Source organism: Nakamurella sp. GG22 (assembly GCF_052976845.2).
Window position 1 is genome coordinate 95,411 of record NZ_JBRIIO020000001.1, and the last position, 15,822, is coordinate 111,232.

At 69.1% G+C, this 15,822-nt stretch carries 16 protein-coding genes and 1 tRNA gene; 6 read left to right on the forward strand and 11 right to left on the reverse strand.

What is annotated here, in order from left to right; genetic code table 11:
* Nucleotides 1–89 precede the first annotated feature (89 nt).
* The 5 genes from ACVBEQ_RS00465 to ACVBEQ_RS00485 all read right to left on the reverse strand — a co-directional run bounded on the left by ACVBEQ_RS00465 (nt 90) and on the right by ACVBEQ_RS00485 (nt 3,380).
* Entirely contained in the window at nt 90–1,406 is a 1,317-nt protein-coding gene (locus ACVBEQ_RS00465; protein ID WP_447151448.1) for a hypothetical protein, read from the reverse strand.
* A gap of 313 nt (nt 1,407–1,719) precedes the next feature.
* Nucleotides 1,720–1,809 (reverse strand) — tRNA-Ser (locus ACVBEQ_RS00470).
* A gap of 108 nt (nt 1,810–1,917) precedes the next feature.
* Nucleotides 1,918–2,313, reverse strand: a complete 396-nt coding sequence (locus tag ACVBEQ_RS00475; protein WP_447151449.1) for a DUF3253 domain-containing protein — start codon at nt 2,311–2,313, stop codon at nt 1,918–1,920.
* 17 nt (nt 2,314–2,330) lie between these two features.
* Nucleotides 2,331–2,900, reverse strand: a complete 570-nt coding sequence (locus ACVBEQ_RS00480; RefSeq protein WP_447151450.1) for a TetR/AcrR family transcriptional regulator — start codon at nt 2,898–2,900, stop codon at nt 2,331–2,333.
* Between the two features lie 78 nt (nt 2,901–2,978).
* Nucleotides 2,979–3,380 (reverse strand): VOC family protein, encoded by a 402-nt coding sequence (locus ACVBEQ_RS00485; protein WP_447151451.1) that lies wholly within the window; start codon nt 3,378–3,380, stop codon nt 2,979–2,981.
* Between the two features lie 196 nt (nt 3,381–3,576).
* On the opposite strand from ACVBEQ_RS00485, the gene ACVBEQ_RS00490 reads away from it, so the two are divergent.
* Entirely contained in the window at nt 3,577–5,142 is a 1,566-nt protein-coding gene (locus ACVBEQ_RS00490) for an MFS transporter (RefSeq protein ID WP_447151452.1), read from the forward strand.
* Nucleotides 5,143–5,146: 4 nt separating this feature from the next.
* On the opposite strand, the gene ACVBEQ_RS00495 is transcribed toward ACVBEQ_RS00490, so the two are convergent.
* Genes ACVBEQ_RS00495 through ACVBEQ_RS00505 form a run of 3 tightly spaced genes read right to left on the reverse strand, consistent with a single transcriptional unit; the run spans nt 5,147 to nt 7,342 of the window.
* Complete coding sequence (locus tag ACVBEQ_RS00495) at nt 5,147–6,319, reverse strand: LLM class flavin-dependent oxidoreductase (protein WP_447151453.1); 1,173 nt, start codon at nt 6,317–6,319, stop codon at nt 5,147–5,149.
* 16 nt (nt 6,320–6,335) lie between these two features.
* Nucleotides 6,336–6,845: a tRNA adenosine(34) deaminase TadA gene (gene tadA / locus ACVBEQ_RS00500; RefSeq protein WP_447151802.1), complete on the reverse strand. Its 510-nt coding sequence runs from the start codon at nt 6,843–6,845 to the stop codon at nt 6,336–6,338.
* Nucleotides 6,846–6,847: 2 nt separating this feature from the next.
* A complete protein-coding gene (locus tag ACVBEQ_RS00505; RefSeq protein WP_447151454.1) occupies nt 6,848–7,342 on the reverse strand; it encodes a tRNA adenosine deaminase-associated protein in 495 nt (164 codons plus the stop codon).
* A 156-nt stretch (nt 7,343–7,498) separates the two neighbouring features.
* Between ACVBEQ_RS00505 and ACVBEQ_RS00510 the strand changes: the two genes are divergently transcribed.
* Nucleotides 7,499–8,518: a prephenate dehydrogenase gene (locus ACVBEQ_RS00510; RefSeq protein WP_447151455.1), complete on the forward strand. Its 1,020-nt coding sequence runs from the start codon at nt 7,499–7,501 to the stop codon at nt 8,516–8,518.
* A 97-nt stretch (nt 8,519–8,615) separates the two neighbouring features.
* On the opposite strand, the gene ACVBEQ_RS00515 is transcribed toward ACVBEQ_RS00510, so the two are convergent.
* Complete coding sequence (locus ACVBEQ_RS00515) at nt 8,616–9,809, reverse strand: homogentisate 1,2-dioxygenase (RefSeq protein ID WP_447151456.1); 1,194 nt, start codon at nt 9,807–9,809, stop codon at nt 8,616–8,618.
* Between the two features lie 88 nt (nt 9,810–9,897).
* Between ACVBEQ_RS00515 and fahA the strand changes: the two genes are divergently transcribed.
* Nucleotides 9,898–11,115, forward strand: coding sequence for a fumarylacetoacetase (gene fahA, locus ACVBEQ_RS00520; RefSeq protein ID WP_447151457.1), 1,218 nt, complete (start codon nt 9,898–9,900; stop codon nt 11,113–11,115).
* A 35-nt stretch (nt 11,116–11,150) separates the two neighbouring features.
* Here the strand turns inward: fahA and hppD are convergent, their stop codons facing one another.
* Entirely contained in the window at nt 11,151–12,359 is a 1,209-nt protein-coding gene (gene hppD, locus ACVBEQ_RS00525; RefSeq protein WP_447151458.1) for a 4-hydroxyphenylpyruvate dioxygenase, read from the reverse strand.
* 120 nt (nt 12,360–12,479) lie between these two features.
* Here hppD and ACVBEQ_RS00530 point away from each other — a divergent pair, with 120 nt between their 5' ends.
* Nucleotides 12,480–12,950 carry an Lrp/AsnC family transcriptional regulator gene (locus ACVBEQ_RS00530; RefSeq protein ID WP_447151459.1) on the forward strand — a complete coding sequence of 157 codons (471 nt, stop codon included), beginning with the start codon at nt 12,480–12,482 and terminating at the stop codon, nt 12,948–12,950.
* On the opposite strand, the gene ACVBEQ_RS00535 is transcribed toward ACVBEQ_RS00530, so the two are convergent.
* Nucleotides 12,945–13,787, reverse strand: a complete 843-nt coding sequence (locus ACVBEQ_RS00535; protein ID WP_447151460.1) for an alpha/beta fold hydrolase — start codon at nt 13,785–13,787, stop codon at nt 12,945–12,947. The genes ACVBEQ_RS00530 and ACVBEQ_RS00535 overlap by 6 nt on opposite strands.
* 57 nt (nt 13,788–13,844) lie before the next feature.
* Between ACVBEQ_RS00535 and ACVBEQ_RS00540 the strand changes: the two genes are divergently transcribed.
* Both ACVBEQ_RS00540 and ACVBEQ_RS00545 read left to right on the forward strand, forming a co-directional pair.
* Nucleotides 13,845–14,309, forward strand: coding sequence for a MarR family winged helix-turn-helix transcriptional regulator (locus ACVBEQ_RS00540; protein ID WP_447151461.1), 465 nt, complete (start codon nt 13,845–13,847; stop codon nt 14,307–14,309).
* Nucleotides 14,310–14,535: 226 nt separating this feature from the next.
* Entirely contained in the window at nt 14,536–15,822 is a 1,287-nt protein-coding gene (locus ACVBEQ_RS00545; RefSeq protein WP_447151462.1) for a hypothetical protein, read from the forward strand.

The following is a 15,822-nucleotide window of genomic DNA, read 5'->3' on the forward strand; positions in this document are numbered from 1 at the left end:
GATTCACTCAACCGCTTCCACGTGAAGGGGATGTGCGACGGCCGGTATCGCGAGGTGCCGTTACCAGTGGACGGCGTGACGGGCGGTCATCACCGGAGCAGAGAACACGGCATCCGCACCACCCAGTTGGTCGGCTGGGTGTAGATCTTCACGGTCGAGCCGGCGGAACATTCCACGCGCGCGGCGCTGACCGCCGAACTCCAGGGATCCCCGGATCGGTGATTGTCCCGGTGTACGAAGTTCACTGACATCACCACCGCAAACCCCAGCACAACGGCAACGGCCAACGGGCACCACGACGGACGGCGATCCAGCAGCGCCCCCACCGCCAACGGGACCATCGAGGCGAGCATCATCGCCGGCACCGCCCCGTACCGGGTCAGGGTGAGGTCGAGGAACCGCTCGGGCCCGAAGCCGCTGTAGTAAAGATTGGCGTCGTTGTTGAAGATGTAGGAGAAACTCCAGATGGCCAGCGATCCGAGGACCAGCGTCACCACGGCGAGCCGAACCGCGGGCCGGCCGACCGCGAGCGCATAGGCACCGAACAGCGTGAACACCAGCACCGCGACGAGGGAAACCCACCAGCCGAACTGGGCGATCAGCCGCCCGGTCCATTGGCCGTTCCCGGTGAAGTTCGACAATGCGGCGTTGGCCCAGTAGCCCTCCGCGATTGACAGCAACGGCGGCCGGCCACCGGTCCTGGACCGACCGGTGAGGAGGGTACTGACCACCTGCGCGGCCAGCCCAACGCCGAAGGCGTACATCACCGGCCGGGTTGCGGGAACCTTCAGAAACCGCCAGACGGCGAGCGGCGCGAAGAGGATCGTTTGCGGTTCGGTGAGCGTGACGACGAGGGCCAGCACCACCATGGCGACCGACCCGGCCCGAGTACGCGGGGTGGCCAGCAGTAGCCACGGCGTGAGGTACAGCAGGTACCAGTGCACGTTCGCGACGTTGCCGAGGATCTCCATCCCGGCGAGCGGGGTGAGCACGACAACGAGCGCCAACCCGACGCGGGCAACCCCAGCGGCGATCACGTCGCGGCTGAAGACGAACACCAACGCGGCCATCCCACCGGTCACCGCGCAGGCGGCTGCGGTCGTCACGAAGGCCCACGCGTGGACCGGCACGAATTCGACGACCAACCAGGTGATGCCGCGGGGCAGCACGTGCAGGTACCCGCCGTACCCCTGGAACAGGGTGGCCGGGCCCGCGTCGCGCAGCCAGTCGCCGACGAACTGACGACCGTCCTCGGCCCAGAAGGTGTCCCTGGCCGCGACCGGGAGCCGGAGCCACGTCACTGCGGAGGCGAGCACCCATACGGCCAGGGCGGCCGGCCAGATCCGTCCGACAGCAACGCCGGCGGACCACTCCCGACGAGCGTCCAGCGGGGACGACCGGGCCATGACGGTCCTCCGATCCGCTCCGCAACGACGGCGATGGAGCACCGTCGGGTCGGGAAAAGCGTAGGGCGCGGCCGATCGGCGATCTTCACCTAGTAGCCCCGGCCGCCCTCTTGGTGAGCTCTCGCCGCGTGACGCCGACCGAAACCGCCGTTCACTGCACCGTTCCCGCTCGGAGTGGACGTTCGCGGGACGGAAATGCGAGGAAGCGGTTCAGTGAACGCACTTGCTCTGGCTCCAACGCGCAGCGAAAGACGCTGGGGCAGATCGAAACACCGGTCGACCTGATCTCGGTCAACCGGTGTCCCAGTGGTGATGGCGGTAGCGGTGGGATTTGAACCCACGGAGGAGTTGCCCCCTCACACGCTTTCGAGGCGTGCTCCTTAGGCCGCTCGGACACGCTACCGGCGACGACTATACCGGCGGTCCGGACGCCGCCGGACCAACTGACTTGCCCGGTCCCAGCCGCCTGACCCGCTCGTTGATCAGGCCCGCGGACACCGGTCAGGCTGCCTCACCCATGCGAGGTGGGGCGGACCCGGATCGGCCCTTTCGCCGTGGACGGGTCCACGACCCGGCCCCCTTGGGTGATCTCGGCGTCTCCCCGGGCCACCGCCCGTCGAGCGGCGGCGCGGGCGGGTTCCATCAGGTCCCGCCACTGGTCTCCGCCGACCGCCCTGGCGACCTCGCTCGGGCACAGGGTCTTGCTGGCCCCGCGCTCGGCGAGCAACCGGGTCAATGCCTGATCGAGGTTCGCGTCGACAGTGCTGGTCGCGCCCTTTGCCCGTCGCCGGCAGGCATCGCTGCAGTACTTGACCTCGTCCCAGTCCCTGGCCCACTTCTTCCGCCAGGTGATCGTCCGGCCACAGACGACGCACGTCCTGGTCGGCAGGTCGGATCGTCCGGTCACCGATCGGTCGCCACGTGTCAGCCGGAGACGGCCGGCTTGCGGAGCCGGATCAACTCGTCGACCAACCCGATCACGTCGTCGACACCGCCCCCCGGCTGCAGCGGGATCTCCGCGCCCTCCTCGCCCGCGATGCTGGCGTTGTAGTACATGCCGTACCCAACGAGCATGACCAGCCGGGCGACCGCCGCGTCGCCCACCGCGTCCAACAGGGCCCGGTACCAGCGGTCGTGCACCGCGGCCAGCACCTCGCGGGTGCGCGAGTGCGACCGCTGCAGCAGCCTCGTCGCCGCGATCATCGTCAGGTCGAGCGGGGAATCGACATGCGCCGAGGTCCGGACGTAGTACGCGACCGGCCCGTCGGGTGCGGTGCCCATCAGGGCCAGATCCTCGTCGGCCAGGGACTCGAGGCGGCCCAGCAGACCCTCGATGAGCGCCTCGCGGGAATTGAAGTGATAGATCAGCCCGCCCTTGGACACCCCTGCAGCCCGGGCGACGGCGTCGAGTGTGGTCTCCCGCTCGCCGTGCTCGATCAGCAGTCGCTGGAAGGCATCGAGCACCTTCTCGCGGGCGGCGGGTGGCGGGGGCACCCGATCACCGTAGCGAGCGGTCAGCGTCGGTGGCCTGTGACGGCCGGAGCGGGCCCTCCGCACCGAGGACCGGGCGGGTCAGGTGTCCCGCGAGGAGAGGACGCAGAACTCGTTGCCCTCGGGATCGGCGAGCACCGTCCAGGACACCGACGGGTCCTGACCGACGTCCACCCGGGTGGCACCGGAGGCGACGAGCCGCTCGATCTCGGCGTCCCGGTCGTCGGATGAGTGCGGCGCCAGGTCCAGGTGCAGCCGATTCTTGACGGTCTTGCCCTCCGCTACCGGCACGAAGACCAGACCGGGCGGCACCTGTTCCCAGGGCGTCGCCCTGATCAGCTCGATGGTCGCGTGCTGCGGCAGCAGGACGACCTCGTCATCGGCTTCGTATGCCTTCTTCCAGCCCAACGCCGCCGCCCACCAGTTGGCCTGCGCCGTGACGTCATGACAGTCGATCACCGTGCTGTACCACCGAAGCGCCAACGCCTTCTCCCTCTTCGACCCGGTCCCGGCCCGCCAGTATCAGGTCTGGTCCGCCTGGCCGCGCGGCATTTTTCCGGAAGGCAATTCTCGGAGACGGCGGCCACCTGACGGTTACCCATCTCACCACCGCAGCGTTGTTACTGCACCAACTGGTCGGTATAGTAATAGGAAACGACCACTACCAGGAGCGAGCACCATGTCCACCACCATCGAGCCGCGCGCCACCCGGGCGATCGGCCGGCGCGACCACACCGGTCGCGTTCCGCACCGAGCGGGCGTCCGCGAATGGACCGCGCTCGCCGTCCTGCTGCTGCCCGTGCTTCTGGTGGCCGTGGACGCCACCGTGTTGAGTTTCGCGCTGCCCGCCATCTCGGAGGCGCTGAGCCCGACCGGCACCCAGTTGCTCTGGATGATCGACATCTACTCGCTGGTGCTCGCCGGACTGCTGGTCTCGATGGGCAGCCTCGCCGACCGTTTCGGGCGGCGGCGGATGCTGCTGATCGGCTCGGTCGGCTTCGCCGTCATGTCGGTGGCGGCGGCGTACTCGCCGTCCGCGGAGGCCCTCATCGCCGCCCGCGCCGCTCTCGGCTTCTTCGGCGCGATGCTGATGCCGAGCACATTGTCGTTGCTGCGCAACATCTTCGTCGACCGGCAACAGCGGCGGCTGGCGGTCGCCATCTGGGCCGCCGGGTTCTCCGGTGGCGCCGCGCTCGGCCCGATCGTCGGCGGTTTCCTGCTCGAGCACTTCTGGTGGGGATCGGCGTTCCTGATGGCCGTGCCCGTCCTGCTCGTGTTGCTGGTCCTGACGCCGATCTTCGTGCCGGAGTCGAGAGACCCGAACCCGGGCCCTGTCGACCCGGCGAGCATCGCGCTCTCACTGCTCGCCATGGCGCCGGTGGTCTACGCAATCAAGAGCATCGCGCATGACGGCCTGACGACCACCGCGATCGGGCTGCTGACCGTCGGCGTGCTCGCCGGTGCCGCCTTCGTGCACCGCCAGCTCACCCGGCCGCAGCCGATGCTGGACGTCCGGCTCTTCGCGCGCAGTTCCTTCACCGGCGCCGTGCTGGCGAACCTGCTGAGCGTGTTCGCCCTGGTCGGCTTCCTGTTCTTCATCTCCCAGCACCTGCAGTTGGTGCTCGGCGAGAGCCCAATGCAGGCGGGGCTGATCCTGTTGCCGGGTCTGGTCGTGACCATCGTCGCGGGCCTTGCGGTGGTGCCGCTGGTACGCCGGACGACGCCGCGGGTTGTCGTCGCGGGCGGTCTGCTGATCAGTGCCGGCGGCTACGTCGCCGTGCTGCTCGGCGCGGCCGGTGAATCGGCCATCGCGCTGATGCTGGCCTTCGTACTGCTCGGCCTGGGTATCGGCGCCGCGGAGACGATCTCCAACGATGTCATCATCTCCAGCGCACCGGCACCGAAAGCCGGTGCGGCGTCGGCGATCTCGGAGACGGCGTACGAGCTGGGCGCGGTCCTCGGCACCGCCGTGCTGGGCGGGATCCTGACCGCCGCGTACAGCGCGCGGGTGGTGGTCCCGGCTGGGGTCAGTGCCACCGATGCGACCACCGCGACCGAAACCCTCGGCGGGGCAACAGCGGTGGCCTCCACCTTGCCGCAACCGCAGGCAGACCAACTGCTGTCGTCAGCCCAGGCCGCCTTCGGTGGCGGCGTGGGCGTGACGTCGGTCATCGCCGTCGTGCTGATGGTGGCGGCGGCCGGGCTGGTCTGGGCAACCCTGCGCGGCAAGGGCGCCGAGAGCTGACCGGTCAGCCGGCGGCCGGGCTGGCCGGCACCCGCTGCGCGGGTCGGTCGGTTCCGGGGGCCGGTCGGTCAGCCCCGACGGCCGTTCGGTCGGCCCCGACGGCCGGTCGGTCGGCGCCCAGCGCGGGTCGGTCGGAACCCAGCGCCTCTCGCACCAGCGGCGCGACCCTGGTGCCCAGCAGCTCGATGGCCTTCAGCGAATCACGCTGCGGCACGCTCGAGAGGTCCATCTGGAAGCCCTGCCGGTCATGGCCGAGGTCGCCGTGCAAGGCGACGATCCGCTCCGCGACCTCTTCGGGGCCGCCGATGAAGTACGCGCCGCCCGGCGCCGCCTGCGCCTCGTAGGAGGCGCGGTCCGGCATCGGGAAGCGGCGTTCGCGGGCGATCCGGCGCATGGAGTCGAGCCAGTACGGGAAGAAGGTGTTCTTGGCCTTGCCGTCGTCACTGATGAAGCCCATCCCCGAAACGCTGACCTCGGCTGTCCCGCCCGACCGCTCGCTCTGCGCGAAGGCGCGGCGGTAGAGGTCGACCAGCGGGGCGAACCTCGCCGGTTGCCCACCGATGATGGCGTAGTTGATCGGCAGCCCCAGCAGACCCGCCCGCACGGACGACTCGGGGTTGCCGCCGGTGGCCACCGCGATCCGCAGGTGCTCGCCGAGTCCCGGTTTGTCGAACGGCCGCGGCAGGATGACCGCATTCTCCAGTGCGGGGCGGAATCGGCCGGACCAGGTGATCGGGTTGCCGTCATCGATGGCGAGCAGCAACTGGATCTTCTCGTCGTACAGGGCGTCGTAATCCGCCAGGTCGGCACCGAACAGCGGGTAGGACTCGATGAACGAGCCGCGGCCGGCGAGCAGTTCAATGCGGCCCTGCGAGATCAGGTCCATGGTCGCGAACTGCTGGTAGACCCGGACCGGGTCCTCGGTGCTGAGCACGGTGACGGCACTTCCGAGGCCGATCCGGCTGGTCTGCGCGGCCGCAGCAGCCAGCACGATCGCCGGCGCCGACACGGCGTAGTCGGGCCGGTGATGCTCGCCGATACCGAAGAAGTCGAGCCCCACCTGCTCGGCCAGCCTGATCCGTTCCAGCAGGTCGAGCATCCGCTGCGCGGGTGAGACGACCTCCCGGGTCACCGGGTTGGGATGGATGTCTCCGAAGCTGTACACACCGAGTTCCATGCCTGACTGAACCGCGTCACGCCGGTTCGTTGTTCCCGACACCGTGCTCGGCGGCACCTACCCGGCGGCCCGCGAAGAACTCCAGCAGCAACGACGCGCACTCGTCTTCCAGGACCCCGCCGCGGACCTCGACGCGATGGGTCAGCCGCCGGTCCCGCAGAACGTCCCACAACGAGCCGGCGGCACCGGTTTTCGGTTCCCAGCAGCCGAAGACAACCCGGGCGATCCGGGCGGCGACGATGGCGCCGGCGCACATGGTGCACGGCTCGACGGTCACCGCCAGGGTGCAGCCCTGCAGATTCCACTGCCCCAGCGAGGCGGCCGCGGCGCGCAGTGCGACGATCTCGGCGTGCGCCGTGGGGTCCCCGGTGGCTTCACGGGTGTTCCAGCCCTCCCCGACCGTCACACCATCGGGCGAAAGTACGACTGCTCCGATGGGGACGTCCGCGGTGCCGGCGGCCCGGCCGGCCAGCGCAAGGGCGAGTCTGATCAGCTCCGGGTCGGTGGGCCGCCCGGTGTCACCGATGGTCAGACCTTCTCCAGGATCGCGGCGAACGCATCGCCGAAGCCGCAGCGCTGCGCGATCATCGCCAGCTGCTCGTCCGGATAGAGGTCGACCTCGTCGACGATGAGCTGCATCTCCTGCTCCGGCACCCCGAGGTCGGCAAGCAACGCGAGGTCGCCCTCCGGCCACGGGTCGTCCTCGATGTCCTCTTCCTCCGGCACCTGGACCTGCAGCAGATCCAGCACGTCAGCGGCGATGTCGTAGTCCAGGCCCGCGGTCGCATCCGAGAGCAACAGTGACGCACCGCCCGGGATCGGCCGGACGATCACGAAGAACTCGTCGTCGACGGCCAGCAATGCGAACACCGGACCACTGGTGGCAACCCGGCGCAGCGCGGTGATGACGCCGTCCAGATCGTCGAGCAGTTCGGCAGCGAGCAAGGAGCATCGCCAGGTCGACTCGTCGCGGGTCACCGCGACGCCGAAGCCTTCGGGAGTGGCTGAACCGGCGGTGTTCACGGGTGGCAACGTTACGGCCTCACCAGGGTGGTTGCTACGCAGTACCCGAATGGTCCCGGGCCAACAGTGACAGAGCCGGTTCAACCGAGCACTCAGCGTGGCAATCGTCCGGGGAGTATGAAGCGGCCCACCGGAGCGTCCGGTCATGATGTCGTCATGACTGCAGACGTGACGACCCGCCCCGGCACTGCCGTCCTCCCTCCGGCCCTGTGCATCGTCGGACTGGGATTGATCGGCGGATCACTGGCCAGGGCCGCGTCTCCACTGTTACCGGTGTTCGGGTGGTCACCCAGTGATGACACCCGGGACGCCGCGGCCGGCGACGGGTACGACGTGGACGATTCGTTGGCCACCGCGCTGGCCAGGGCGACCGACACCGACGCGCTGGTGGTGCTCGCGGCGCCGGTGACTGCGGTGCCGGACCTGCTCCGCCGCGTCGACGAACTCGCCCCCACGGTCCGGCTGACCGATGTGGCCGGCGTGAAGGGCCCGGTGCACGACGATGTCGCCGAACTGGCGCCGCGCGCCCGCTACATCGGGTCGCACCCGATGGCCGGCACCACCGAGTCGGGCTGGCCCGCGGGATCGGCGTCGCTGTTCGAGGGCGCCGCCTGGGTGACCACGTTGACCGACGACAGCGACCTGGACGATTGGTCCGCGGTGGCCGGGTTGGCTCTGTCGGTCGGCAGCAGGGTGGTGCCCGCCGAACCCGTCGCGCACGACGAGGCCGTCGCCCGGATCTCGCACCTGCCGCACCTGCTGGCTCTGGCGTTGGCGCAGGTCGGCGAGAACGGCGGCGCGCTGGCCCTGTCGCTGGCGGCGTCGTCGTTCGCCGACGGCAGCAGGGTCGCGGGCACCCGGCCGGCGTTGATCAGGGCGATGTGCGAGACCAACCGGACGGCGCTGATCGACGCGATGGACGATGCGCTCGGCATCCTGGGCGTTGCCCGCGGCTCACTCGCCTCGACCGGCTCGTTGCTGAAGATCGCCGACGCGGGCCATCGGGCGAGGAAGCAGTTCGAGCACCGCGGCGACGGGCTCACCGCCGTCACCATGGACGGTGAGGATCTCCTCGACCAACTGCTGGCGGTGGGCTCGGCGGGCGGCCACGTCACCGCTGTCGAGCGCGGCGCCGACGGACTGGTCGTGCAGGGCTGGTACCCGGACGAGGACTGACCGGCTGCCCGACACCCGACTGCGAGGACACCCGGCCGCGAGGACACCCGGCCGGCCGCGCCGGTCAGTCGCCGGGACCGCGCACCGACCACCCCGATCACGACCACGACCACGCGTACCGGCCGTCGTCGACGGCAAGGCCGCCCTCGCCGAGTTCCAGCGGCCTGAAGGTGTCGACCATGACGGCCAGTTCGTCGAAATAGTCCTTTCCCAACGATGCCTCGACGGCGCCGCGCTGCGGCCCGTGCGAGTGCCCACCCGGGTGGACACTGATCGAGCCGCTGCCGATGCCGGAACCCTTGCGCGCCTCGTAGTCGCCGGCGACGTAGAACATGATCTCGTCGCTGTCGACGTTGGAGTGGTAGTACGGCACCGGCACCGCAAGCGGGTGGTAGTCGACCTTCCGCGGCACGAAGTTGCAGATGACGAAGTTCGTCCCCTCGAAGACCTGATGCACCGGCGGCGGCTGGTGCACCCGCCCGGTGATGGGCTCGAAGTCGTTGACGTTGAACGTGTACGGGTACAGGCAGCCGTCCCAGCCGACGACGTCGAACGGGTGGTGCGGGCTGACGACGATGGACCCGACGATGCCGCCGGGCCCGTTCCCGCGGTGCTTGGTGTAGATCGGCACATCGGTGCCCTCGTCGACCAGCGGCGCGGCGGGACCGTGCAGATCCCTTTCGCAGTACGGGGAATGCTCCAGCAGTTGGCCGAAACGCGAGAGGTAACGCTTGGGCGGCCCGATGTGGCAGTTGCCCTCGATGGCGTATGCCCGTAGTGGGCCCGCGTCCGGGTCTGGGATCCAGCGGTGCACCGTCGCCCTCGGGATCAGCACGTAGTCTCCGGTCCGCGCGGTCAGACTGCCGAAGACGGTGTCCACCGTTGCGGCGCCGGCCTCCATGAACACGCACTCGTCGCCGGTCGCGTTGCGGTACAGCGGGCTGGTTTCGGCGGCCACCACGTAGGAGATCCGGACGTCGGCATTGGCCAGCACCAGCCGCCGGCCGGTGACGACATCGACGCTTACACCGGGGGTTTCGCCCGGGAACAGGTCATGCAGCCGCAGGTGCCGGGGCTTGAGCGGGTGGTTGGGCGTGGTCGACAGGTCGGGTAGCTCCCAGTTGGTCGCGTCCACCATCGCCGACGGGATGTTCCGGTGGTACAGCAGCGAGGAATCCGAGGAGAAGCCCTCCTCCCCCATCAGCTCCTCGGACAGCAGCGCACCGTCGTCACCGCGGAACTGGGTGTGCCGCTTGGCGGGAATGGCACCGACGCTGCGGTAGTAGGCCACGGGATCACTCCGCTTCCGCGCCGGTCGAGCGCGCGCTGGGGTGTTGGTCCGACGGCGGCCGTGCGGCACCGTCGGTAGGGTCCCTGCGGTGACGCAGAGCTGGGTGAGCGGTGCCGCCGGGTCGGGTTTCGACGCGGACAATCTGCCGTACGGGGTGTTCTCCGCGCGGCAGGGACCGGTTCGTATCGGTGTCCGGATCGGCCGGTCGGTGCTCGATCTCAGCTCGCTGGCCGGCTCCGAGAACGCGCCATGGGGCAGGCTTCTCGAGGCCGGAGTGCTCAACCCGCTGATGGCCGCCGGCGCGGAGGTCTGGGCGGACGTCCGGGAGTACGCGATGACGGCGCTGACCGACACCGGCCGTCGGGCGGCTGTCGAGCCGCACCTGCACGCGCTGTCCGATGTCCGGATGCACCGGCCGTTCCTGGTCGGCGACTACGTCGATTTCTACGCCAACGAGTATCACGCGACCGCGGTCGGCCGGCTGTTCCGTCCGGGTGCCGACCCGTTGCCGGCCAACTGGAAGCACCTGCCGATCGGCTACCACGGCCGCTCGGGCACCGTCGTGCCGTCGGGTACACCGATCGTCCGGCCGTGCGGCCAGATCCGCGTTGACGAGCAGCCACCGGCCTTCGGTCCGACCCGCCGGCTGGACATCGAGGCGGAGCTGGGATTCGTCGTCGGAACCGGCTCCACGTTGTCGTATCCGTTGCGGCCCAGCGACTTCGCCGCGCATGTCTTCGGGGTGTGCCTGGTCGACGACTGGAGTGCGCGGGACATCCAGGCCTGGGAGTACGTCCCGCTCGGACCGTTCCTGGGCAAGTCGTTCGCCACCTCGGTGTCGCACTGGATCACCCCGCTCGCCGCGCTCGACGCCGCCAGGATCGCGCCGCCGGCCCGCACCGTGCCGCTCCTGGACTACCTCGCGGACGACCCTGCCGACCCGTGGGGACTGGACATCGACCTGGTCGTGACGTGGAACGGGTTCCCGGTCAGCCGGCCACCTTTCGCGTCCATGTACTACACCGGCCCGCAACTGCTGGCGCATCTGACGGCGAACGGCGCCAGCACCAGGACCGGCGATCTGTTCGCCTCCGGCACCATCTCCGGACCGGGGCCCGATCAGGCCGGGTCGTTCCTCGAGCTGACCGCCGGCGGCCGCACACCCGTCACGTTGGCCGGTGGCGTGCGGCGCACGTTCCTCGAGGACGGGGACGCGGTGACGATCACCGCGACCGCCCCGTCGACGGGCGGCGGCCGGCTCGCGCTGGGCGAGGTGACCGGCACCGTGCAGCCGGCCCGGGGCTGACCTCTTCACGCCGACGATCCGGATCACCGCGGGCTTCAGAGGTTGCCGCGCGCGGCCTGCTCGCGCTCGATCGACTCGAACAGCGCCTTGAAGTTGCCCTTACCGAACCCGAGTGAGCCGTGCCGCTCGATCAGCTCGAAGAAGATGGTGGGCCGGTCGCCGAGCGGTTTGGTGAAGATCTGCAGCAGGTAACCGTCCTCGTCGCGGTCCACCAGCACGCCGCGCTTCTTCAGTTCCTCCACCGACACCCGGACCCGGCCGATCCGCTCCCGCAGCGCCGGGTCGTCGTAGTAGGCGTCCGGTGTGCTGAGGAACTCGACGCCCTCCGCGCGCAGCGCGTCCACCGTGCCGAGGATGTCGTTGGTGGCCAGCGCGAGGTGCTGACAGCCGGGTTCGCCGTAGAACTCCAGGTACTCGTCGATCTGCGACTTGCGCTTGCCGGCGGCCGGTTCGTTGAGCGGGAACTTGACCCGGTGGTTGCCGTTCGCGACCACCTTGGACATCAGGGCCGAGTACTCGGTGGCGATGTCGTCGCCGACGAATTCCGCCATGTTCACGAAACCCATCACTCGGTTGTAGAACTCGACCCAGTCGTTCATCCGGCCCAGTTCGACGTTGCCGACGGCGTGGTCCAGCGCCTGGAACAGCCGGCGCGGCGCACCGGGGCGCCTGACGAACGACGACCGGCGCTCGACGAAGCCTGGCAGGTACGGCCCGGAGTACCGGCTGCGGTCGACGAGGGTGTGCCGGGTGTGTCCGTAGGTCGCGATGGCGGCGAGCCGGACCGTACCGAACTCGTCGCTCTCGTCATGTGGTTCGACCAACACAGTCGCGCCCTGTGCCCTGGCGTGGGAGATGCACTGATCGACGTCCTTGACCTCCATGGCGAGGTCCACCACCCCGTCACCATGCTTGCGATGCCCGTCGAGCAGCGGGCTCCCCGGAGCAACACCGCCCTGCACGACGAACCGGGCCGAACCCGACGTCAGCACGAAGGCCTTATGGTCGCGTGCCCCGACCTCGGGGCCGGAGTAGGCGACGAGGTCCATGCCCCACGCGGACTGGAAGTAGTGCGCGGTCTGCGTGGCGTTGCCGCAGACGAACACCACCGCATCCATCGCAATGACCGGGAACGGATCGTTGCTGGCGTCGTACTCGACCAGCCCGACCAGCCGGCTCAATGAGTCGGCATCGAGTTCTGCGGAGCGCTCCTGGCCGGTCAGGGTGATCTCGGAGGTCGTCATGGGCAGAGCCTGCCGCCGCAGTCCGGAGATGGGCAAGAGTCGAGTGAAACGCTGGTCAGCCTGCACACAATGCTCTTAGACAGCGATCCCTGACTGGTCAGCGTGTCTAGTATCGGCCACATGACGATCGACCGGCTCGACGCCGAGATCCTCGAAGTCTTCGCCGCTGAGCCCCGCATCGGGGTCGTCGAGGCGGCACGCCGGGTCGGCGCTGCCCGCGGCACGGTGCAGGCCCGGCTCGACAAGATGCAGCGCACCGGCGTCATCGCCGATCTGGCACCCACCATCGAGCCCGCGGCCCTCGGCTACCCGGTGACGGCGTTCCTCTCCCTGGAGATCGCGCAGGGCAAAGGACGCGGTGACGTCACCGCGCATCTGGCCGCGATCCCCGAGGTGATCGAGGTGCACACCATCACCGGTTCCGCCGACCTGCTGGTGCGGCTGGTCGCCCGGTCCAACGCCGATCTGCAGCGGGTGATCGATGACGTGGTGCGCGACCCCGCCGTCCTGCGCACCGCGACGGCCATCGCGCTGGACACCCCGGTCCCCCGCCGGACCGGGCCACTGATCAGGGCGGTCGCCGATTCATGACCTGTCGGCGACCTCGCCTCGCGGTCGGACCGACTGCGCGAGGAACTCGAGAATGGCGCTGTTGAATTCGTCCGGTTGTTCCATGTTGGGATAGTGCGCGGTACCGGCGATCACGACCGTCGAACCGTCCGCAACGGCTTCGGCGAGTTCGCGGGCAATGCGAATATGGTCATCGGAATCGAGCGTGCCGGAGATGGCCAGTAGTGGTACTGAGATGTCGCGGGCCCGCTGCCTGGCGTTCGATACGGGGTCCGGCAGCACGGGCGAACCGCCGGACACGTGGCTCGTGATGGTGTGCACGGCCTGCTCACGCAATTCCTCGAGGACACGGGGGTCGAGGTCGTCGAGGGTGCGATGCGGACCGTTGCCGATCAGCAGGAACGTGTCGATCCAGGCCTCGGCATCCTTCTCCTGGGCGGCACGTTCCCAGGTCGCGAACAGGGCGAGCATCCACGGGTCGCGCCAGTCCGGCTCACTGGAACCTGCTCCGCTCACCACGAGAGCGGCGACCGTATCGGGATACTCGATCGCCATGTCCACGGCCGTGCTTCCGCCCATCGACACGCCGATGACGACCGCCGGACCGGTGCCGAGTTCGTGCATCAGATCAGCGATGTCATCGCAGTGCCGGAACGGGCCGGTCGGCGTTGACGACCTCCCGTGACCCCGTAGATCGGGAGCAATCACCCGGTGATCGTTCGAAAGGGCTCCGACCTGCCTGGACCACATGCGGTGATCCAGCGCGCCGCCGTGCAGCAGCACCAACGGTGTCCCTTGACCGACGTCGAGATAGGCCAGGTGACCATCACGGATCGGCGCATGGTGCAGGTCGGTCATGACAACCAAGGTGCCATATTTACGGAACGATGACAACCCAGGTGTCATACTGAACCGGTGAAAGATGCATCGGAGACCGGTGATGTCGGCCCGCGAATCGCGGAGATCTACAGCGTCGTGGGTCCGCTGTACCGCCGCGCCTTCCGTACTGTCGAAGCCGCCCAGCACATCGAAGGCGCGTCAGTCGGCGTGCGGGCCGTCCTGGAGGTGCTCTTCGCCCGAGGCCCCATGACCGTGCCGCAGATCGGCCGTGGTCTCACCCTCAGTCGACAGTTCGTCCAGCGCATGGTGAACGACGCGCTCGACCGGTCCTGGGTGCGGACGTTGCCGAACCCTGCACATCAGCGATCGTCACTGATCCAGCTCACCACCGACGGGCAACGCACCATCGAAGCGATCGTGCAGCGGGAGCACGCAGTTCTAGCGCAATTGAGCGGCGACCTGACCGACGACGACGTGGACACCACCCTGCGAGTACTGCGGAAGATGCTGGAACAGCTCGAACCCGTCGACGGTGAGTAGCAGAACTCCCCGCCGCCGAGATCGGGCACGTCCATTGCCGGCATACACGGGCCGGCAACAGCCCACGGACTACCAGCACTGACAACAGGTGTCGCACCGGCTTCCGGACGGGTGCGACCGCGCCTTGCCGGAATGATGCCGATTCGAGGCCGGCCTCCCCGTAATCTGTGACCTGATCGGACAGACCTGACGTCGAACGACGGCACACCGCAGATCGGATCGACACATGCACCGCCTCTCCGGCTTCATGCGCACCTACTGGAACCGTGGCGAGCCCGGCCGGGCCACGCCGCGGTCCCTGGCCGTCTTCATGCAGCGGATGTGGCTGGCTGCCTTCGCGTTCAAGCTGCTCGGGTCGTCCTGGGACGTCTCCTGGCACTTCAAATGGCTCCGCGACGACCTGGCCGGCGCGCACATCCTGAACACCGTCGGCACCGGCATCGCCATCGGGCTGGTGCTCTCGCACACCTTCACCGGCTACGGCGCCGACCGGCGCTCGCTGCGGATCATGCAGATCGGCACCGGCATCTTCGTGCTGGCGGGCCCGATCGACATCATCAACCACCGGGTGAACGGGCTCGATCTGACGGCGTGGTCGCCGAGCCACCTGCTGCTCTACGGCGGCACCGCGATCATGATCGCCGGCGTCATCCGGAACTGGCACCACTCGTTCCCCGGCGACGGCGGGTCGGCCCGCGAGTGGCGGTTCGGCCTGATCGCGTTGTGGGCCTTCATGTTCGAGAACATGTTCTTCCCCACCGGTCAGCAGGAGTACGGGATCCTCGAGGTGGCGTCCTGGTTCCGCGGCCAGCCCTATGCGGAGCCTGAGCTGCTCGCCTTCGCCGCCGCCCAGATCGGCCGGCCCATCGACGACATCGCCGTCGAGTCGTTCGCCCTGCCGATCGCGCCGTGGGTGTACCCGGTGTGGACGATCGTGATCTGTGTGCCGCTGCTGGTCCTCGCCCGCATCATGGTCGGCTGGCGGTGGACCGCGACGGTGGTCGTCGGTGGGTACGTGCTCTACCGCTGCCTCATCTGGCCGCTGCTGACATTCACCATCTTCCCGCCCAGTGTTGTCCCGTTCTGGTTGCTGCCCGTCGGTCTCGCGGTCGACGCGGTGTTCCTCCTACGCCTGGCGCCCGCCGCCCGCACCATCATCGGAGCCGTCACGATCACCCTCGTCGGCTACGGCGCGATGTGGGTGCAGACCGTCGGCTTCGGGACGCCCACCGACCTGGCGAACCGGACCATCGGCGAGATGCGGGTTGCCTTCGAGCGGGGCGACGCGCTGCACATGGTGCCGGTGGCCTGGACATCGATCTGGGTCGCCGGCCTCGGGCTGCTCGCGAGCTGGGCGGCCGTCACCTGGTTGGCCGCCCGGAGCATCGGGCTCGAGACTGCCCGGCCGCCGGAGCGCACCACCGCGTTCGCCCCGGAGCCACTGCGTGACGCCCGCAGGGCCCTCGCCGGCTGGCCCGCCGCGGACGACGACGCCGTCTCGCGCACCGGCTGA

Bases quoted from the DNA above. Each gene is read 5' to 3' on its own strand.
- ACVBEQ_RS00465 (WP_447151448.1), bottom strand. From the start codon at position 1,406: ATGGCCCGGTCGTCCCCGCTGGACGCTCGTCGGGAGTGGTCCGCCGGC.
- ACVBEQ_RS00490 (WP_447151452.1), top strand. From the start codon at position 3,577: ATGTCCACCACCATCGAGCCGCGCGCCACCCGGGCGATCGGCCGGCGC.
- ACVBEQ_RS00495 (WP_447151453.1), bottom strand. From the start codon at position 6,319: ATGGAACTCGGTGTGTACAGCTTCGGAGACATCCATCCCAACCCGGTG.
- ACVBEQ_RS00510 (WP_447151455.1), top strand. From the start codon at position 7,499: ATGACTGCAGACGTGACGACCCGCCCCGGCACTGCCGTCCTCCCTCCG.
- hppD (WP_447151458.1), bottom strand. From the start codon at position 12,359: ATGACGACCTCCGAGATCACCCTGACCGGCCAGGAGCGCTCCGCAGAA.
- ACVBEQ_RS00530 (WP_447151459.1), top strand. From the start codon at position 12,480: ATGACGATCGACCGGCTCGACGCCGAGATCCTCGAAGTCTTCGCCGCT.
- ACVBEQ_RS00535 (WP_447151460.1), bottom strand. From the start codon at position 13,787: ATGACCGACCTGCACCATGCGCCGATCCGTGATGGTCACCTGGCCTAT.
- ACVBEQ_RS00545 (WP_447151462.1), top strand. From the start codon at position 14,536: ATGCACCGCCTCTCCGGCTTCATGCGCACCTACTGGAACCGTGGCGAG.